Below are 15684 nucleotides of genomic sequence, written 5' to 3' on the forward strand. Positions count from 1 at the left end.
AATGGTGGATATTGACGATAAAAAAAATATTCTTTCAAGTGGTAATAATGAAATTGATAAAAAACTTGGAGAAGGCATACCTCTGGGGTCCCTTGTACTTATAGAGGGTGAAAACGATACTGGTAAAAGTGTTTTATGTCAGCAACTAGTACATGGTGGATTGAATCAGTTGCACAGGATGGCATATTATTCAACTGAGAACACCATCAAAAGTCTACTTAAGCAGATGGAAAGTTTAAGTCTGGATGTATCCGATTTTTATAGTTGGGGTTATCTAAGAATATTGCCCGTCCAACTTGCTGGTGTTGATTGGACTTCTGAACAAATGAAAGGGACTCTTAATTTAATGGCAGAGAATATTAAAAATATGAGGGAACAGGTTATATTTATAGATTCTCTCACAATGTTTACGACATATTCTGATGAAGATAGTATTCTTGGTTTCCTTACCAAGCTTAAAAATTTGTGTGATCAGGGTCATACAATCTTTATCACCTTGCATCAGCATGCTTTCAAGGAAGACACTCTTGTAAGGATCAGGTCCGCATGCGATTGTCACCTGTTTCTCAGGAAAGAGCAGCTTTCGGATCGCTATATCAGTGTTATGGAAGTTGCAAAGATAAGGGGTGCAAAGATACGTACGGGTAATATTGTGAGCTTTGAAGTTCAACCTGGGTATGGGCTGAAAATTATTCCTATCTCTCACGCAAAAACGTGATAATAATTATTTTTAGTTTTTGGAGGTTTATATGGCTGGATCTAAGGGCATACTTATAGACGAGGAGTTTGAAAAGGGGTTAAAAGCTTGCTTTCCTTTCAAACCAAAAAAATATGAGGGGCATGAGCATTCTGAAATAAAAAATTCGAGTCTATATAAGATACTTTCTCCCGAAATGAAAAAAGAAGTTGAAAACAACCGTCATCTTTTGGAATATTTGCATATATTACCGATCGATACGATTGGAATTCCAAAATATGTTTCCAATCTTACATCTAAATATGGTGATCTCGAAAAACCCAATTTAATATACAAAACTAGTGATAATACCTATGTACATATTTATCCAAACAAGAATGGTGTAAGGGATTATTATATTCCGATAGAACCAACCCTGCTCATCGGTGTTGGTAATCTGCTAAAAGAATTGGAAATAAAAATGCTGGATTACCTCACGGGAATTGAGTTTGATCCGAATGATGTCGAAGAGAAAACAAAAATATTGATCGACGCTCTGGATGATATTTGTGTAATTGGAGTAAAGGAACAAAATGATGATTCTTTTACGAATTTTAAAAATTCTCTTGAAGCAAAACTCTTTCCGGATAAAAGAAAAAATGAGGACGGACACATATATTTATCCCAAGAAAAATATTATGCCTTAAAATATCTTCTTCTTAGGGATAAGATCGCATTAGGTTTTCTCGCTCCATATATATGTGACAGTAATATTGAAGATATCACCTGCAACGGACTAGGGTCTATATTTCTGGAACACAAAGTGTTCGATGGTCTAAGAAGTGTCCTTGAGTTCACTGACAATGATGTTCTCAACCACTTTATAATCAAGCTTGCAGAAAGGATCGGTAAACCTATTACTTTTAAAGATCCAATTGTGGATGCCACACTTCCAGATGGTTCAAGGATTAACATTGTTTATGGAACCGATGTGAGCAAAAATGGTAGTAACTTCACAATAAGGAAATTTAATGATATTCCATTCAGTATTCTTCAGGTAATCGATAGGGGTACGATGGATTATAAGGTCGCAGCTTATATCTGGATTCTTCTTTCTGAGGGGATGAGTGGTTTTATCTGTGGTGAAACTGCAAGCGGTAAAACAACTTCATTAAATGCCCTTACAACTTTTATAAGTCCTGATGCAAAATTGGTTTCTATAGAAGATACTCCTGAATTACAGATCCCTCATAAAAATTGGACACGTGAGGTGACTCGTGGTAGCACAAGAGGTGGTGGTGTTGGCGAAGGGACTGGTTCGGATGTTACGATGTTCGACCTTCTAAAAGCTGGCTTGAGGCAGAGACCAAATTATATTCTTGTGGGTGAGATTAGAGGAGTCGAGGGAAATGTTGCCTTTCAGGCTATGCAGACAGGTCACCCTGTTGTATCAACCTTCCACGCTGCAAGTGTTGAAAAATTAATACAGAGGATCACTGCAGAACCCATAAGCATTCCCAAAACATATGTTGATAATTTGAATTTTGTTATTATTCAATCTGCTGTCAGACGGCCCGATGGGAAAATGGTGAGAAGGGTAATTAGCGTAAGTGAAGTTATTGGGTTTGATGCCCAAAAGGGTGTTTCTTTCATAGAGTCATATACCTGGGATCCGATCACTGATACTCATGTTTTCAATGCTCACGGTAGTTCTTATCTTCTGGAACAAAAAATTGCAACAAGGCTAGGAATTCCTGCAAATAAAAAGTATGTTGTTTATGAGGAAATAGAGAAAAGGGCTAAAATATTAGAAAGTTTTCAAGAAGAAGGTATCACGAATTTCTATGATTTTTTTGATACGATCTCTAAAATTACAAAACATGGGTTACTGAGAATTAAATTCTAAACGAGGCAATTGGTATGGATATTTCTGGCTTAAAAAATATATTTAAGAGAATAGATGAAGGGAATTCTTCAAACTCGTTGTCAAAAATGTGGTCTCGCAAGGTAGAGAACTTTAAAAAAGATCTCTACATTAGCAACGATATGCTATTCTCCTTAACTTATATGGCATCCATATCGACTGCAAATGTAAGTAGGGACAAGATATTCACAAATATATCGGAGAAAACTGAATATTGTCCGCATACTTATTTTAAAAAGGTCAAAGATCTGGCTCAGGATTGGCATTATGACTATGCTCAGGCATGTGAGCTTGTATCTGTTAAGATCAAGAATGCTAAGTTACATGAACTATTTAATAGATTTTCCAATTCAATTGCTTCAGGTGAACCCGACGTTGAGTTTCTCAAGAAAGAGTGGAAATTATTTAAAACAATAAGAAAAGATGAATTCGAGAGAAACCTTGAAACTACAAAAGAATGGTCAAATGCTTACACTGCATTGCTTGTTTCAACATCTCTTGTATCCATTATAGTATTACTTTCTGTAATTTTATATAATTTGGGAGAACCTTCAAAGACGCTTTATGGCACAGCTTTTATCGTATCGCTTATGTCTTTTGGAGGTGTAGCATTACTATTCAAAGGCGTTCCCAGGGATTCGATGATCCATAGTTTGGATAAGAAATCAAAGGAACAGACCTACATCTACAAGTGGTTGCCAGTTACAATAATTTTTTCTGTCCTCTCAGTTGTAACACTGACCTTGATCCCTTCATTTTTTTATCCGGTTGATTTCTATGTTGGTATCAAAGGGTTTGGAATGATCCTGGCGGGTCTGATAATGCTTCCGGTTGGACTTGCAGCTCGCACAGATGTTATCAAAGTCAATAAAAGGGATGAAAGTTACACGACATTTATCAGAAGCCTTGGGTCGATCGTGAGTGGTTCGGGGCTAACACTTCCAAAGGCTCTAATGAAGATAGATCCTAAGAATCTTGGAGAACTGAGGGAGATAACGATCGAACTTCATAGGAAGCTTACGATTGGCATGGATTCAAAGCTGTGCTGGAATCAATTTGTGGAAGACTCAGGTAGCTATTTGATTCACAAATTTACAAGTGTTTTTGTTGATTCCATTAATTTGGGAGGTGATGCTGAAGCGGTTGGAGAGCTTGTAAGTTCCTCAAATCTTGAACTTGTTCTTTTGAGGATGAAAAGGGAGCGTATTTCTGCTTCTTTCACCTTCCTAGTAGTACCTCTTCATCTGGCAATGGTGGCACTTCTTCTTTTCATTGGACAGATACTGATGTTGTTCACAAACATTATTTCAGAGCTATTTACAAAATATGACATATCTGAATCTGCCATCGCAGGTGGTGCTGGCGGTGTTAGCATGAATCTGGGTATATTTGGGGGTGTTCCAGTTGAGCTTCTGGGTCAATTTGTTGTAGTGGTAATTATAGTATTGACACTGGGTAATGTTCTTGCAGTGAATCTTGTGAAAGGGGGCCCCTTATATCTTCTAGTATTTTATGGGTCAATATTTTTCATATTTTCGGGAATCATGATGCTTATTGTTCCTCCTGTGGTAGACATATTCTTTTCGTTTGATTCATTTATGGATGGAGGTATATGAAATGAATTTATCAATTATATCCGAAATAGATCCTTCTATTGTACTGGGGATCGTTGTCAGTCTGATAGTAATGGGTATAGCTGTCGGTTATGATAAGTATAAGGAAGGGGGGGCGACCGATCCTAATACTTCCATCTCAAATCCGGTTAGTGGCTCAGAGCGACAGTTTAGTCTTTCCAGCCTTAAGGAGTCGAATATTTTAGTAGGTTTGGATAAAAAGATCAAAAAATTAATTAAAAGGGCTTCCGACTCAAATAAAATTGGAGCGCCAGAGTTAGTGGCTGATACAGGGTCAAATGATTCTGGTATTAAAGTTGTTTTTAGCAATTTAATATCTAAGATGTCATCCATTAAATTAAGTTTACCTGAAAGGAGTGAACGGGTAAAAAAGGTTGCAATTGAAGATAGTACTCCCTCCACATTTACTCCTTCTGCAGAAATAAAATCAGATATAAGTTTTGATGTAGATAAAATTGTAGGAAACAAAAAGGGTGAATTGGATTTTGATGATAATCTGATTAATGAGATGGCTACAGGTGGTAGTTCCGGTATTGAAATTGAAGATAACGAATCGGTTTCGGATTTCTCAGGTAGTAACGATATGTCTATTGATGTGGGTGAGTTCGACTTCGGTTTTGGCGGGGATAGCAGCAAACAAGATGATAGTCTGGATAATGATTTTTCTTTCGATATGCCAGGGGATAATTCTTCTTCTGATGATCTCGTAAAAGTTGTAGCTGTCGATGATTTCTCTTTCGATGATGGCGGCGATGATTTTGACCTTGACGATGACAGTGATAGTTTCATAGAATCATTGAAGAATGATATTATTGCTGACGAGGTGGATAAAGTAAACTTCATGTCAGGGCTGAAGGGGGTAAGTTTGGACATCGATGAAATTAAAACTGAACTTGAGACAGTTTTAGCAAATCTGAAAAAAATGTGATGGCTCATAAAATTATAGTGTTATGCAAATTGTTAGATTGATTTCATTCAGTTTCAACAATGAATTCTTTCAAATAATTGGTGGTACTTACAAAATAATATTTGAAACAAGGCATCTGGTCGAATTTCAAGCAGTTGTACTAAACTCAAATTTGTGGCATTCATTTAATGCAGGTGTAACTAACAATACATTTTTATTTAATATTGATGTATCATTTAAATCAGAATAAGGTGATTAAAATATGTTAGATGCAAAACACTTAGCTCTTATAATCTTAGCATTGTTTTCAGGTTCAATGCTTGTGTATGAATGGCTTTCACTTTACAACAGACTTGATTACAGTGTTGTTTTTTATGCTGCACTTTTAATATTTTCGTTTTCTTTAATGCTTTTGAAAAAATAAATGGTTTAAAATCTGGAATCTGATTCTCTTATTAATATAATTATTTTATATTATGGATGTTTGCTCTGTAGAATTCCTCAACCAAAATAGGCATACGATCTTTTTTCATCAGAAATAATTTGTTTGGTATCTTGTACCAATTTATAATGAACTTAGCAACATCAACTGAAATATCAGTTTTGACAAAATCGCGTTTCTCTTTTTGATTCTTCATGAATGGTAATAACTGCAATGATCATCTGTAAATCGATTGGGACCATAGTATTAGCATGTATTATTGCACTCATTAAATAAAACGAATTTAATAAATTGTGAATGATCAAATTCATTGATACTGAATTTAATTGAGTCCCGCATTTATGAAGGATATTCTGGATAAATGATCCCAGGTAATGAAATGCAATTCGTATTATATTTCTAATTAAATTAAAAAATGGCAAATTCATACATATTGACCTCTAAGTATTTATATTCCATCTTACATATTAGATTTAGACATCTATCATAATCATTATGATTATTATGCAACATGTCAAGAGGAGTACGCATGGGTAACAAAGAAGCAATTATAGAAAATACCACAACTGTGGAATCAGACAGTAAAGATGCAGCAAAAATGGCAGAAGAGATTAGTTGGCTGATAGACAATCTACCAGTCACGATTTTCAGATGTGACATAAATGCATCATGGGATATATACTACATCAGCAAAAATGTATATGATCTTACAGGTCACCCCAAGACAGATTTCCTTGGCAAAAAATTAACATGGTCAGATGTTGTTTTTCCTGAGGATGTGCCAAAAATTGATGCGGCCATTGATATAGCAATGAAGAACAACGCACCATACAAAGTTAACTACAGAATAAAAACTAAAAATGGAGATACTGTTTACATCCGGGAAGAAGGTAAACTGGTAAACGATGACGAAGGAAATGCAGCTTATCTGGATGGTGTATTCCTGAACATTACAGAAAATGTCATTGCAAAAGCAGAGTCCCAGAAAACGATTGTAAAAAGTATACCCGAACCTGCACTTGCTATATTTGTAGATCCTGAAGGCAAGGTCAAGCACATAAACGATTATTATGTTAAACTGAGCCAATTCCAATCGGATGAAGATGTCATAGGAAGATCTCCCTCTGAAATTATTGGGAAAACTACGTTGGTTGGAGATAATTCAAACATGAAATTGGGAGCCAGCCAAACAATTGTTGAATCTGTTCTGGATACACGTGAAAGTGTGGAATCCTTAGAAGCAATTATAAAATTACATGGGCTGGACCATGAACTCTACACAATAAGTTCTGCTTCACCTATATTTGATGAAGAAGGGGTTTTTGAAGGAATACTGGAAGTTCTTACTGATCTGACAGATATCAAGCAGAAAGAAAAAGAAGTAAATGAATTGCTTGATTACACTAATGACTGTCTTTCAGCCCTTGGAAATGGAATCAAAATGGTCGGTGAGGGAAACCTCAATGTCAAGCTTGAAAAGATCAAAGACGATGATTTCGGGAAGACCTTTGACGAATTCAATGGGTTTGTAGAGAACCTAAACAAAATAGTTCAAGCCACGATGAGGGACATGAATGCAACATTGGATGAGGTGAAACAGTCCACTGAAGCTGTCAACCAGATGAATACGGGTATGGAACAAATATCAACTGCTGCAGAACAGATTGCAACAGGGTCTGAAAATCTTTCAAGGCATGCCAATACTGCGGCATTGGATGTAAAGGCATCTGAGCAGATATTCAAGGAATTAAGTGAAGCAGCAACAAAATCTGCAAGTTTCTCTGCTCAAGCAGTAGAGATGAGCGATGGAAGTCAAAAACTCGCGAACAGTGCACTGAAAGACCTCGAAGTGATCATGAATGAAATCGAGCAACTCGCAGGAATTGTCACATCTCTTGATGGTGCTGTTGATAATATCGACAAGGTTACTGATAAGATCAAATCCATTGCCGACCAGACAAACCTCCTGGCTTTGAATGCAGCAATTGAAGCAGCAAGAGCAGGAGAACACGGAAGAGGGTTTGCTGTTGTGGCAGATGAGGTAAGGAAACTTGCTGAGGAGTCAAGAAGCAGCACAGCTGAGATCAATGGAATTGTGGTTAATGTCCAGAAAGAGACTAAAAAGGTCACAGAAGCAATCGAAAGGGCCAAAGAACAAGTAATTAGTGGAAACAAGGATATTGGAGGCGCACTAGGCAAGTCCGGTGAGATCACAGGGATGGTCGACAAGATCAATTCGATGCTCGGTTCATTAAACAAGAAAGCTGAAGAGGGCATGGAGAAGATCGAGAGTATTAATGAGAATATCGGGGAAGTAGCTTCAACAGCAGAAGAAAATGCTGCAAACAGCGAGGAAACTTCAGCAGCGATCGAAGAACAGACTGCAGCATCAGAGCAGGTAAGTGGCTCCATAAAGAATGTTAACGATCTAGCTCAGAAGACAACGGATATGCTCATGAAAAATTTCCAATTTTCAGAGAACAAATGAGATGAAATCTCCCATTGGAACTATTATTGTAGGTGATTGATATGAATCCTCATAATCAAATGATGGATATTGACCAGACAGTACAGGTCATTGTATTTGCCCTGGGTGAAGAAATATATGGTGTTGATATCTCCCAGGTAAAAGAAATAATCAGACCAACCAAGATCACAAGAATTCCAAACTCACCTGAGTTTATAGAGGGGGTGGTAAATCTCAGGGGCCAGATTACGACTATAATTAATTTAAGAAAGCGTCTTGGTAAGGAAACAAAAGAGACAGACAACGAAACAAGAATTATTGTAGTAGAATACGAAAACGCAGTTATTGGAATGATTGTAGACACCGTGAATGAAGTCAAGTACCTGTCTTCAAAGAATATAGATGAATTACCAAGTATTATTACTTCGAGAGACGATTCAAAATTCCTGACCGGGGTAGGTAAACTCGATGATGGTCTTTTGACATTAATGGACCTGGATAAAGTATTCAGTGAAGAGGAAATCGAAGGTATGCAAAGATGAGCGAGAAAGTTCACCTTCAGACTCCTGCGAAATTGTATAATGGTCAATGGGTTGATGCGGAGCTTATCCTTACCGAACAAACTCTATGCATTGGAAATATCAAAATTCAGGTAAACCAAATTGAAGATATTGGCAATATTGATATGGAGGGCGTAGGTGGAATTAGGATAAAGAGCAACGGTGAGATTATCATCAGGCCCCCGGAGAAACTCATGCCACAGGTTTTCCGATTTCTTGCATTTAATTTGAAATCTGATCGGTTTGCGGTTTATTATCTGGATTCGGCAACAGTCGGGGGTGTAGTTACCTCTGGATCTCAGTGGGAGAAAGGTTATTTCAGTGTGACAGATGAAGGGTTCTGGTTTATTTCACCACAAAAGCAACAGAAGATACTGTTTGATAATGTGGGTACGGTGTCGAAGGATGTGAGGAATGTTGGTGGAAAACAGAGAAAAGTGCTTGTCATATCAAAAGTTGAAGATGGGCAGGTTGCTACAAGTCTGCTAATGTGCCCGGAAACCACATTGGAGATGCTTGAAAATCATCTGAATCTGGTCATTAAATCACATAAACCCCAGATCGAATTTACAGATATGGAAAAGCAGATTTTGACACTCGTATATTCTGGATTGGATTTTGTTTCAATCGAGAATATGATCGGAATCACCACAAACGAACTTAATGAATACTATGATCGTTTGGTTGATTCTGGTTTGGCAAAAATTGTGAAAGTAAGAAAAGAAGTAGAATTGACCCCCCGTGGAGTGACCATGGTTGGAGACATACCAAATTTATAATCAAAAGGTGAAAATACATGCCAAAAGTATTAATTGTTGATGACACAGCATTTATGAGAAAGCTCTTGAAGAACATACTCTTTGGAGCAGGATACGATATAGCTGGAGAAGCTGAAAATGGAAAGCAGGCTGTAGAAATGTACAAGGCACTAAATCCAGATGTAGTAACGATGGATGTAGTTATGCCGGAGATGAACGGAATTGATGCTTTAAAGAATATTAAAACTATTAACAAGGAAGCAAAGGTTGTAATGTGTACTGCTATTGGTCAGGAAAAGATCGTGAAAACAGCTCTCAAGCTTGGTGCAAAAGGATACATAATAAAACCATTCCAGGCACCAAAAGTTGTAGAAGAGATCAATAAAGTTACTGGCACATAAAACCTGGAGATAATATGATCAAAACTCTTGTTGTTGATGATTCTGCCTTAATGAGAAGGGCAATAAGAGATATGCTTGAGAGTGCTGACGATATAGAAGTTATCGGGACTGCAAAAAATGGCAAAGAAGCCGTTGAAAATACAAATAAGTTAAAGCCGGAAGTTATAGTAATGGATGTTAATATGCCCATCATGGATGGGCTGGCAGCTGTTAAAGCTATAATGAAAACAACTCCGATACCCATTATAATGTTTAGCTCTCTCACCAAGAAAGGTTCAATAGAAGCTCTGGAAGCTTTGAGACTTGGAGCAATTGATTTTATAACAAAACCCAGTGGCTTACAAGAGATAAGTAAGATCGAAAATGAGCTAGTAACAAAAGTTCGCAATCTCTACAATTCAAATGTAAATATTATACGATTACTTAACCTGAAAAAATTCAAGGGTGAAGTAATAAATGGAAACTGGAATTGTCCTGATCAAAATCTGGGAATACTAATTGGTTCTTCTACAGGTGGCCCTTCTTCTCTTGAACAAATAATTCCAAGATTGCCAGGTGATCTACCAGCATCGGTTTTTATAGTACAGCATATGCCAGAAGGTAATTTTTGCAGCCAGCTAGCTGCAAGATTGGATGCTATATCAGAACTTGAAGTAAAAGAAGCTGAAAATAATGAGAAAGTAAAAATTGGAGTTGCTTATATCGCTCCTGGCGGATATCACATGGAAATTCGGAAGGCCTTGGATGTAACTAGAATAAAAATCATAAAAGGTAAACCGATGCATGCTGTTATGCCTTCTGTCGATGTAACTGTAGAAAGTTTCGTTAAAGTGTATGGGAATAACTCAGTCGCCATAATACTTACGGGAATGGGGGTCGATGGAGCATCCGGATTCAAAAAAATAAATGAATCAAATGGAGCCACCATAGCATGCAGTGAAGATACTTGCGTTGTTTTTGGGATGCCAAAGGCTGCTATCGAAGCCGGAGCGATTGATGTTGTAAAACCTATTTTTGAAATACCTGAACAAATTGTTAGGATGATAGAGGTGAAATGCAATGGAAACTGATATGGATGCTTACAAGGATGATTTCCTTCAGGAAGTCAATGAGTATCTTGAGATATTCAATCAGGCCTTTGTAGATCTAGAAAATGGTGATACTGCTGCCTTGGATGAAATATTCAGAGTGGCACACACAATTAAAGGAATGGCAGGATTCCTCGGATATGCATCGCTTGAAAGATTATGCCACAGGATGGAAGAAGTTTTAAGTGGCATTAAATGTAACGAGATCACGATCGATGGTAACCTTATAGATATAATGCTTTCAACTGTGGATCGAATAAATGAAATGGTTGGGAAAATTGAAAGTGAAGGTAATGATGATATCAAAATCGATGATCTATTAAGTGCTTTTGAAATATACAAAGATCAAGAGCAGAAAGAAGCTGTAAATTGTGTTCCCGAAATAATAGAAATTCAGGAAGCTGAAGAAACGATAAATTGTATTTCAGAAGAATGTATGAACTGTGATAAGAAGGCCGGAGAGCATAACCTCATACTCAATGTAAAAATATCTCCTGATTCTGACATAATGGAATTGAAAGCAATATTAATAATTGAATCATTGAAAGAAGTGGGATCGGTAATAAAAACTGAACCCACAGAAGAAGAGATCGATAACACTTTCAAGGGTTCTCTTAAAGCATTCATCCAAAGTGATGCGGAGAAAGTGGATGAGGTAATGAACAAAATCTCTGAAATTGATCATTTTGAAATTATCTCCTGTGAACAAGAAGAAAATAAGACAAAATGTGACGATAGCTTTCCAGAAAATGGTGGCTCAAGTATCACCGAATCTCAGGATAAGGAAGAACATAATCTCATACTCAATGTAATAATTGCTCATGATTCTGACATAAAGGAACTGAAAGCAATACTGGTTATAGAATCATTGAAAGAAGTGGGGCAGGTAATAAAAACTGAACCCATAGAAGAAGAGATCGACAGTACTTTCAAGGGTTCGCTTAAAGCATTCATCCGGGGAGATGCGGAGAAAGTAGAAGGGGTAATGAACAAAATTTCTGAAATTGCAAATTTTGAAATTATTTCCTGCAAGAAAGAAGTCCCTGAGACAATAGATTCTCTTAATCTGGAAGAGATGAAAAACATTTCTCAAAATGAAAATAATTCTCTAAAGGAAGATGTCCTCAATAATGAAGATATTGAAGAGGAGCACGAAATATTCGGTACCACTATTCAAAACAATGAAAGTCGTATGGATCGATTTAGAGACAAATTATGGAAATTAATAAATATTTTTACAAGAAATACTAATTCAAGTGTTCTGGGAGTGGGAAGTAACCAGCAAGAAGAAACACCGGTAATAGTGGCAGAGGTATTTGAAAAGCAAGAAATAATTCCGGAAATAATTGCAGAGGAAATTGAAAAGCAAGACGAAATTCCAGAAATAATGGTAGAGGAAAAGAACCAGCAAGAAGTAGTAGATTTCAGGAATACAGAATCAACTCAAGAAAATGATACTGTCATACAGGATACTACTAAAAAAGGATATGTTGGAAACAAAAGACAAGATACAATACGGGTTCGAGTTTCAAATATTGATAGTATAATGAACCTTGTTGGAGAACTTGTTATCAATAAAGGTTGCCTTCTTCAAATTTCCCAGGAACATAAGATACCCGAACTTGAGGAAGCCACTTCAATTCTGGATAAATCCATCACAAGTTTGCAAGATGAAGTGATGATGATCAGGATGGTCAAGATCGAAAAAGTATTCAAAAAGTTCCCCCGAATGGTGAGAGATCTAAGCCGAAAATTCGGAAAAGACATTGCTTTTGAAATCGAAGGTCAGGAGACTGAACTGGATCGAACCATCCTTGACGAGATAAGTGATCCTCTGGTTCATCTTGTTAGGAACTGTGTAGATCATGGGGTCGAAAGTCCAGAAGAAAGAGCAAAAGCCGGAAAAAGTAAAACAGGACACATAAAACTTTCAGCAAAAAGAGAGAAAAATAACGTCATCATTGAAATTGAAGACGATGGTAAAGGCTTGGATCTGGAAAGGATCAAAAGCAAGGCTCTAGAAAAGGGAATACTTTCACTGGCTGAATTGGATAAACTTGGTGAAGATGAAATAAGTTCCCTCATTTTTACGTCAGGACTATCCACAAAAGACAATGCTACTGAGATCTCAGGAAGGGGAGTCGGGATGGATGCCGTAAAAACAACTGTTGAAAAGCTGGGGGGTAAAATAAAAATATACTCCAAAAAGGGAAAAGGCACTAAGATGAGAATCAATCTCCCTCCCACAGTTGCAATAATAAAATCGCTCATTATTGAATCCGGAAATGAGATATATGCAATCCCAATTTCCAATGTAGTTGAAGCACTCGATGTCAATAAAGATAATTTTAAACTTATACGTGATCAGCCGTTGCTCTATGTAAGGGAAAAGCTGCTACCTGCAATAAGGCTAAAAGAATTTTTTGACATTGGAGAACATGTAACACAATTGGAAAAAGAAGTTGGTATTATAGTAGAGAGGGAGAATGAAGAAGTTGCGTTACTCGTTGATTCAATAATCGATCAGCAGGAAATTGTGATAAAACCACTGGGAAGTATTTTGTCAAAAGTTAAAGGATTTATCGGAGTTACAATTCTTGGTGATGGTAAAGTCATACCGATCCTGGATGTATCAGCACTAGTAGGAGGGGATATAGATGCCTGAATTAGAATGTCTTAGTGAAATGGAAGTAGAAGTTTTAAAAGAACTTGGTAATATTGGTACCGGACATGCAGCTACTTCACTTTCAAAATTGTTAAATAAATATATTGAAATGACTGTTCCTGAAGTAAAGATCATAAATATAGCAGATCTTCATGATGAATTGCATGATGAAATTGTAGCTGGTGTCCTTATAGCATTAGAGGATCTGGAAGGGGTCAACTCTGGATACCTATATGTCATGCTACCTGTAAAATCTGCAGATATACTTGTAAAAGAAATGTATGGGACAGATGACGTTGATGATGAGATGTATGCTTCTGCAGTAATGGAAGCCGGGAACATACTTTCTTCAGCATTTTGTGATGCAGCAGCTGACTTTCTGGACATAATACTGTTACCTTCCCCACCAAACTATGCAGTTGATATGGCTACTGCAGTTGTGGATGGAATTGTTTCCCAGATGGCACAAAAAAGTGACAATCTAATTATGTTTGAGACTTCGCTTAACTCCGAGTCAGATCTTGAAATAAATCTGGCATTGCTACCTGAAGACGATCTATTTAAGAACATTATGAATCTACTGGATGGACTATGACCTGCGATATCGCATTTGTCTCAACAGCAAGCGCAAAAGCGATTGTTTTGGGCAGAAATAAAACAGTAGTGGGTTCATACTGTTCTATGAATGGTAGATGTGCATATGGCTCCTGTAATATGGGGTGTGAATTGATCATGGAAGCCAAGAATCACTTAAATGGTAGTTCCATCGGTCCCAATGTGAAATTATTAGAAGGAGAATTAAGTGCCGGCATTGGAGAATACAAAATGGGGAAAGATGTCCTTTTAAAAGCAATGGGACTTGGTTCTTGCGTAGGGGTGGTGCTTTACGACCAATCAACTCGTATGGCCGGTATTGCACACGTGTTGCTTCCCGGAGCATCAAGCGACGGAAAGACCAAGCATGCTGAAACTGCTATAACAACGATGCTTGAAGACATGGTAAGCAATGGAGCAAGACGAAGACATATTTGTGCAAAGTTTGCAGGTGGTGCCCAGATATTTAAGCATATGAGTCTGGACATACTTAAGATAGGGGATCGAAATATAAAATCGGTTGAGGAAACCTTGGCAAAAGAGAAAATAAAAATATTAGCCACAGATGTAGGGGGAGATATGGGGAGAAATGTTCTTTTCAATACGATCGATGGAAGCTTAATTGTTAAGTATAGCAATGGGGAGTTATTATGGATGTAAGTACTATGGATCCCTTTAATCTTCTTACAAAAAAGATCTCGAAATCATCGGGCATAATACTCGATGGTTATAGAGACTCATATCTGAAGAGAAGAATTGACCTGAGAATGAGGGCTATAGAGGTCAGTGACTATAAAGATTATTCACAACTTCTGGATAAGAATGAAGATGAATTAGCTGCACTCATAGATACTCTTACTGTCAATGTGACCGAGTTTATGCGAGACAAAACTCCGTTCGTATATTTTAAGGACAAATTGATCGCAGATATAATAGAACGAAAACAATCATCACAAAGCAAACTTGTTAGATTCTGGAGTGCAGGTTGTTCCAATGGAGAAGAACCCTATTCTATTGGTATATGTGCAAAAGAGGCATTGCCTAAAGATTGGAATATATCGATATATGCTACTGATATAGATGTAAAATGTCTGAAAAATGCTTCAGAAGGTGTGTACTGCCAGGACAAAATTGAAAAACTTGATCCTATTCTCAAGGACAAATATTTTGAAAGATCCGAGGATAATTTTAAAATAAAAAATATCCAAAACCTCTCATATCGATTCAAAAATTATGATCTGACAAATGATAGCCCGGTTTCAAAACATTTTGATACTGTTTTTTGCAGAAATGTGATGATATATTTCAATGAAGGTCAAAAAGTAAAAATGATAAGCAACTTCCATGAATCCCTCACAAAAGGCGGATATCTCATAATAGGCAAATCCGAAACATTGCCTCCTGAAGTGAGAAGTTTATTTGAAACCGTAAGCGTAAGGGACAAGATATACATGAAAATCTGAGGGCTGATCTTTGCATCGACTCTTTTTAATCAGCCTCTCCTTCTTTTTTATTGTATATAATCTATAACTTTTCGTACCTATAAGCAATATTTATATTATGGTCTA

14 protein-coding genes are annotated in these 15684 nt (G+C 37.0%); all 14 read left to right on the forward strand.

The annotated features are described in order from the left end of the window. Position 1 precedes the first annotated feature (1 nt). Positions 2 to 718, forward strand: a complete 717-nt coding sequence (locus tag MBUR_RS01790; RefSeq protein WP_011498508.1) for an ATPase domain-containing protein — start codon at positions 2 to 4, stop codon at positions 716 to 718. Between the two features lie 31 nt (positions 719 to 749). Next, positions 750 to 2582, forward strand: coding sequence for a type II/IV secretion system ATPase subunit (locus MBUR_RS01795; RefSeq protein WP_011498509.1), 1833 nt, complete (start codon positions 750 to 752; stop codon positions 2580 to 2582). A 14-nt stretch (positions 2583 to 2596) separates the two neighbouring features. Then, complete coding sequence (gene flaJ, locus MBUR_RS01800) at positions 2597 to 4216, forward strand: archaellar assembly protein FlaJ (RefSeq protein WP_011498510.1); 1620 nt, start codon at positions 2597 to 2599, stop codon at positions 4214 to 4216. 1 nt (position 4217) lies between these two features. Continuing rightward, complete coding sequence (locus tag MBUR_RS01805; RefSeq protein WP_011498511.1) at positions 4218 to 5162, forward strand: hypothetical protein; 945 nt, start codon at positions 4218 to 4220, stop codon at positions 5160 to 5162. 241 nt (positions 5163 to 5403) lie between these two features. Next, positions 5404 to 5565 (forward strand): hypothetical protein, encoded by a 162-nt coding sequence (locus tag MBUR_RS14070; RefSeq protein ID WP_011498512.1) that lies wholly within the window; start codon positions 5404 to 5406, stop codon positions 5563 to 5565. 547 nt (positions 5566 to 6112) lie between these two features. Further along, positions 6113 to 8071, forward strand: a complete 1959-nt coding sequence (locus MBUR_RS01810) for a methyl-accepting chemotaxis protein (protein WP_011498513.1) — start codon at positions 6113 to 6115, stop codon at positions 8069 to 8071. Positions 8072 to 8130: 59 nt separating this feature from the next. After that, positions 8131 to 8592: a chemotaxis protein CheW gene (locus MBUR_RS01815; protein ID WP_232221928.1), complete on the forward strand. Its 462-nt coding sequence runs from the start codon at positions 8131 to 8133 to the stop codon at positions 8590 to 8592. Further along, on the forward strand, positions 8589 to 9389 hold the full coding sequence (locus MBUR_RS01820) for a CheF family chemotaxis protein (protein WP_011498515.1): 801 nt from the start codon (positions 8589 to 8591) through the stop codon (positions 9387 to 9389). Before MBUR_RS01815 ends, MBUR_RS01820 begins: the two co-directional genes overlap by 4 nt. Before the next feature lie 17 nt (positions 9390 to 9406). Continuing rightward, the gene (locus tag MBUR_RS01825; RefSeq protein ID WP_011498516.1) at positions 9407 to 9769 is read left to right on the forward strand and encodes a response regulator; all 363 of its coding nucleotides are present in this window, start codon (positions 9407 to 9409) and stop codon (positions 9767 to 9769) included. A 14-nt stretch (positions 9770 to 9783) separates the two neighbouring features. Next, on the forward strand, positions 9784 to 10839 hold the full coding sequence (locus MBUR_RS01830; RefSeq protein WP_011498517.1) for a protein-glutamate methylesterase/protein-glutamine glutaminase: 1056 nt from the start codon (positions 9784 to 9786) through the stop codon (positions 10837 to 10839). Next, the gene (locus MBUR_RS01835) at positions 10829 to 13522 is read left to right on the forward strand and encodes a chemotaxis protein CheA (protein WP_011498518.1); all 2694 of its coding nucleotides are present in this window, start codon (positions 10829 to 10831) and stop codon (positions 13520 to 13522) included. Before MBUR_RS01830 ends, MBUR_RS01835 begins: the two co-directional genes overlap by 11 nt. Then, the gene (locus MBUR_RS01840) at positions 13515 to 14117 is read left to right on the forward strand and encodes a chemotaxis protein CheC (RefSeq protein WP_011498519.1); all 603 of its coding nucleotides are present in this window, start codon (positions 13515 to 13517) and stop codon (positions 14115 to 14117) included. Before MBUR_RS01835 ends, MBUR_RS01840 begins: the two co-directional genes overlap by 8 nt. Next, a complete protein-coding gene (locus MBUR_RS01845; RefSeq protein WP_011498520.1) occupies positions 14114 to 14776 on the forward strand; it encodes a chemotaxis protein CheD in 663 nt (220 codons plus the stop codon). Before MBUR_RS01840 ends, MBUR_RS01845 begins: the two co-directional genes overlap by 4 nt. Continuing rightward, positions 14767 to 15579: a CheR family methyltransferase gene (locus tag MBUR_RS01850; protein WP_011498521.1), complete on the forward strand. Its 813-nt coding sequence runs from the start codon at positions 14767 to 14769 to the stop codon at positions 15577 to 15579. The genes MBUR_RS01845 and MBUR_RS01850 overlap by 10 nt, the downstream gene beginning before the upstream one ends. Positions 15580 to 15684: the final 105 nt, after the last annotated feature.

The organism is Methanococcoides burtonii DSM 6242 (assembly GCF_000013725.1).
In the GTDB taxonomy this organism is placed as follows: domain Archaea; phylum Halobacteriota; class Methanosarcinia; order Methanosarcinales; family Methanosarcinaceae; genus Methanococcoides; species Methanococcoides burtonii.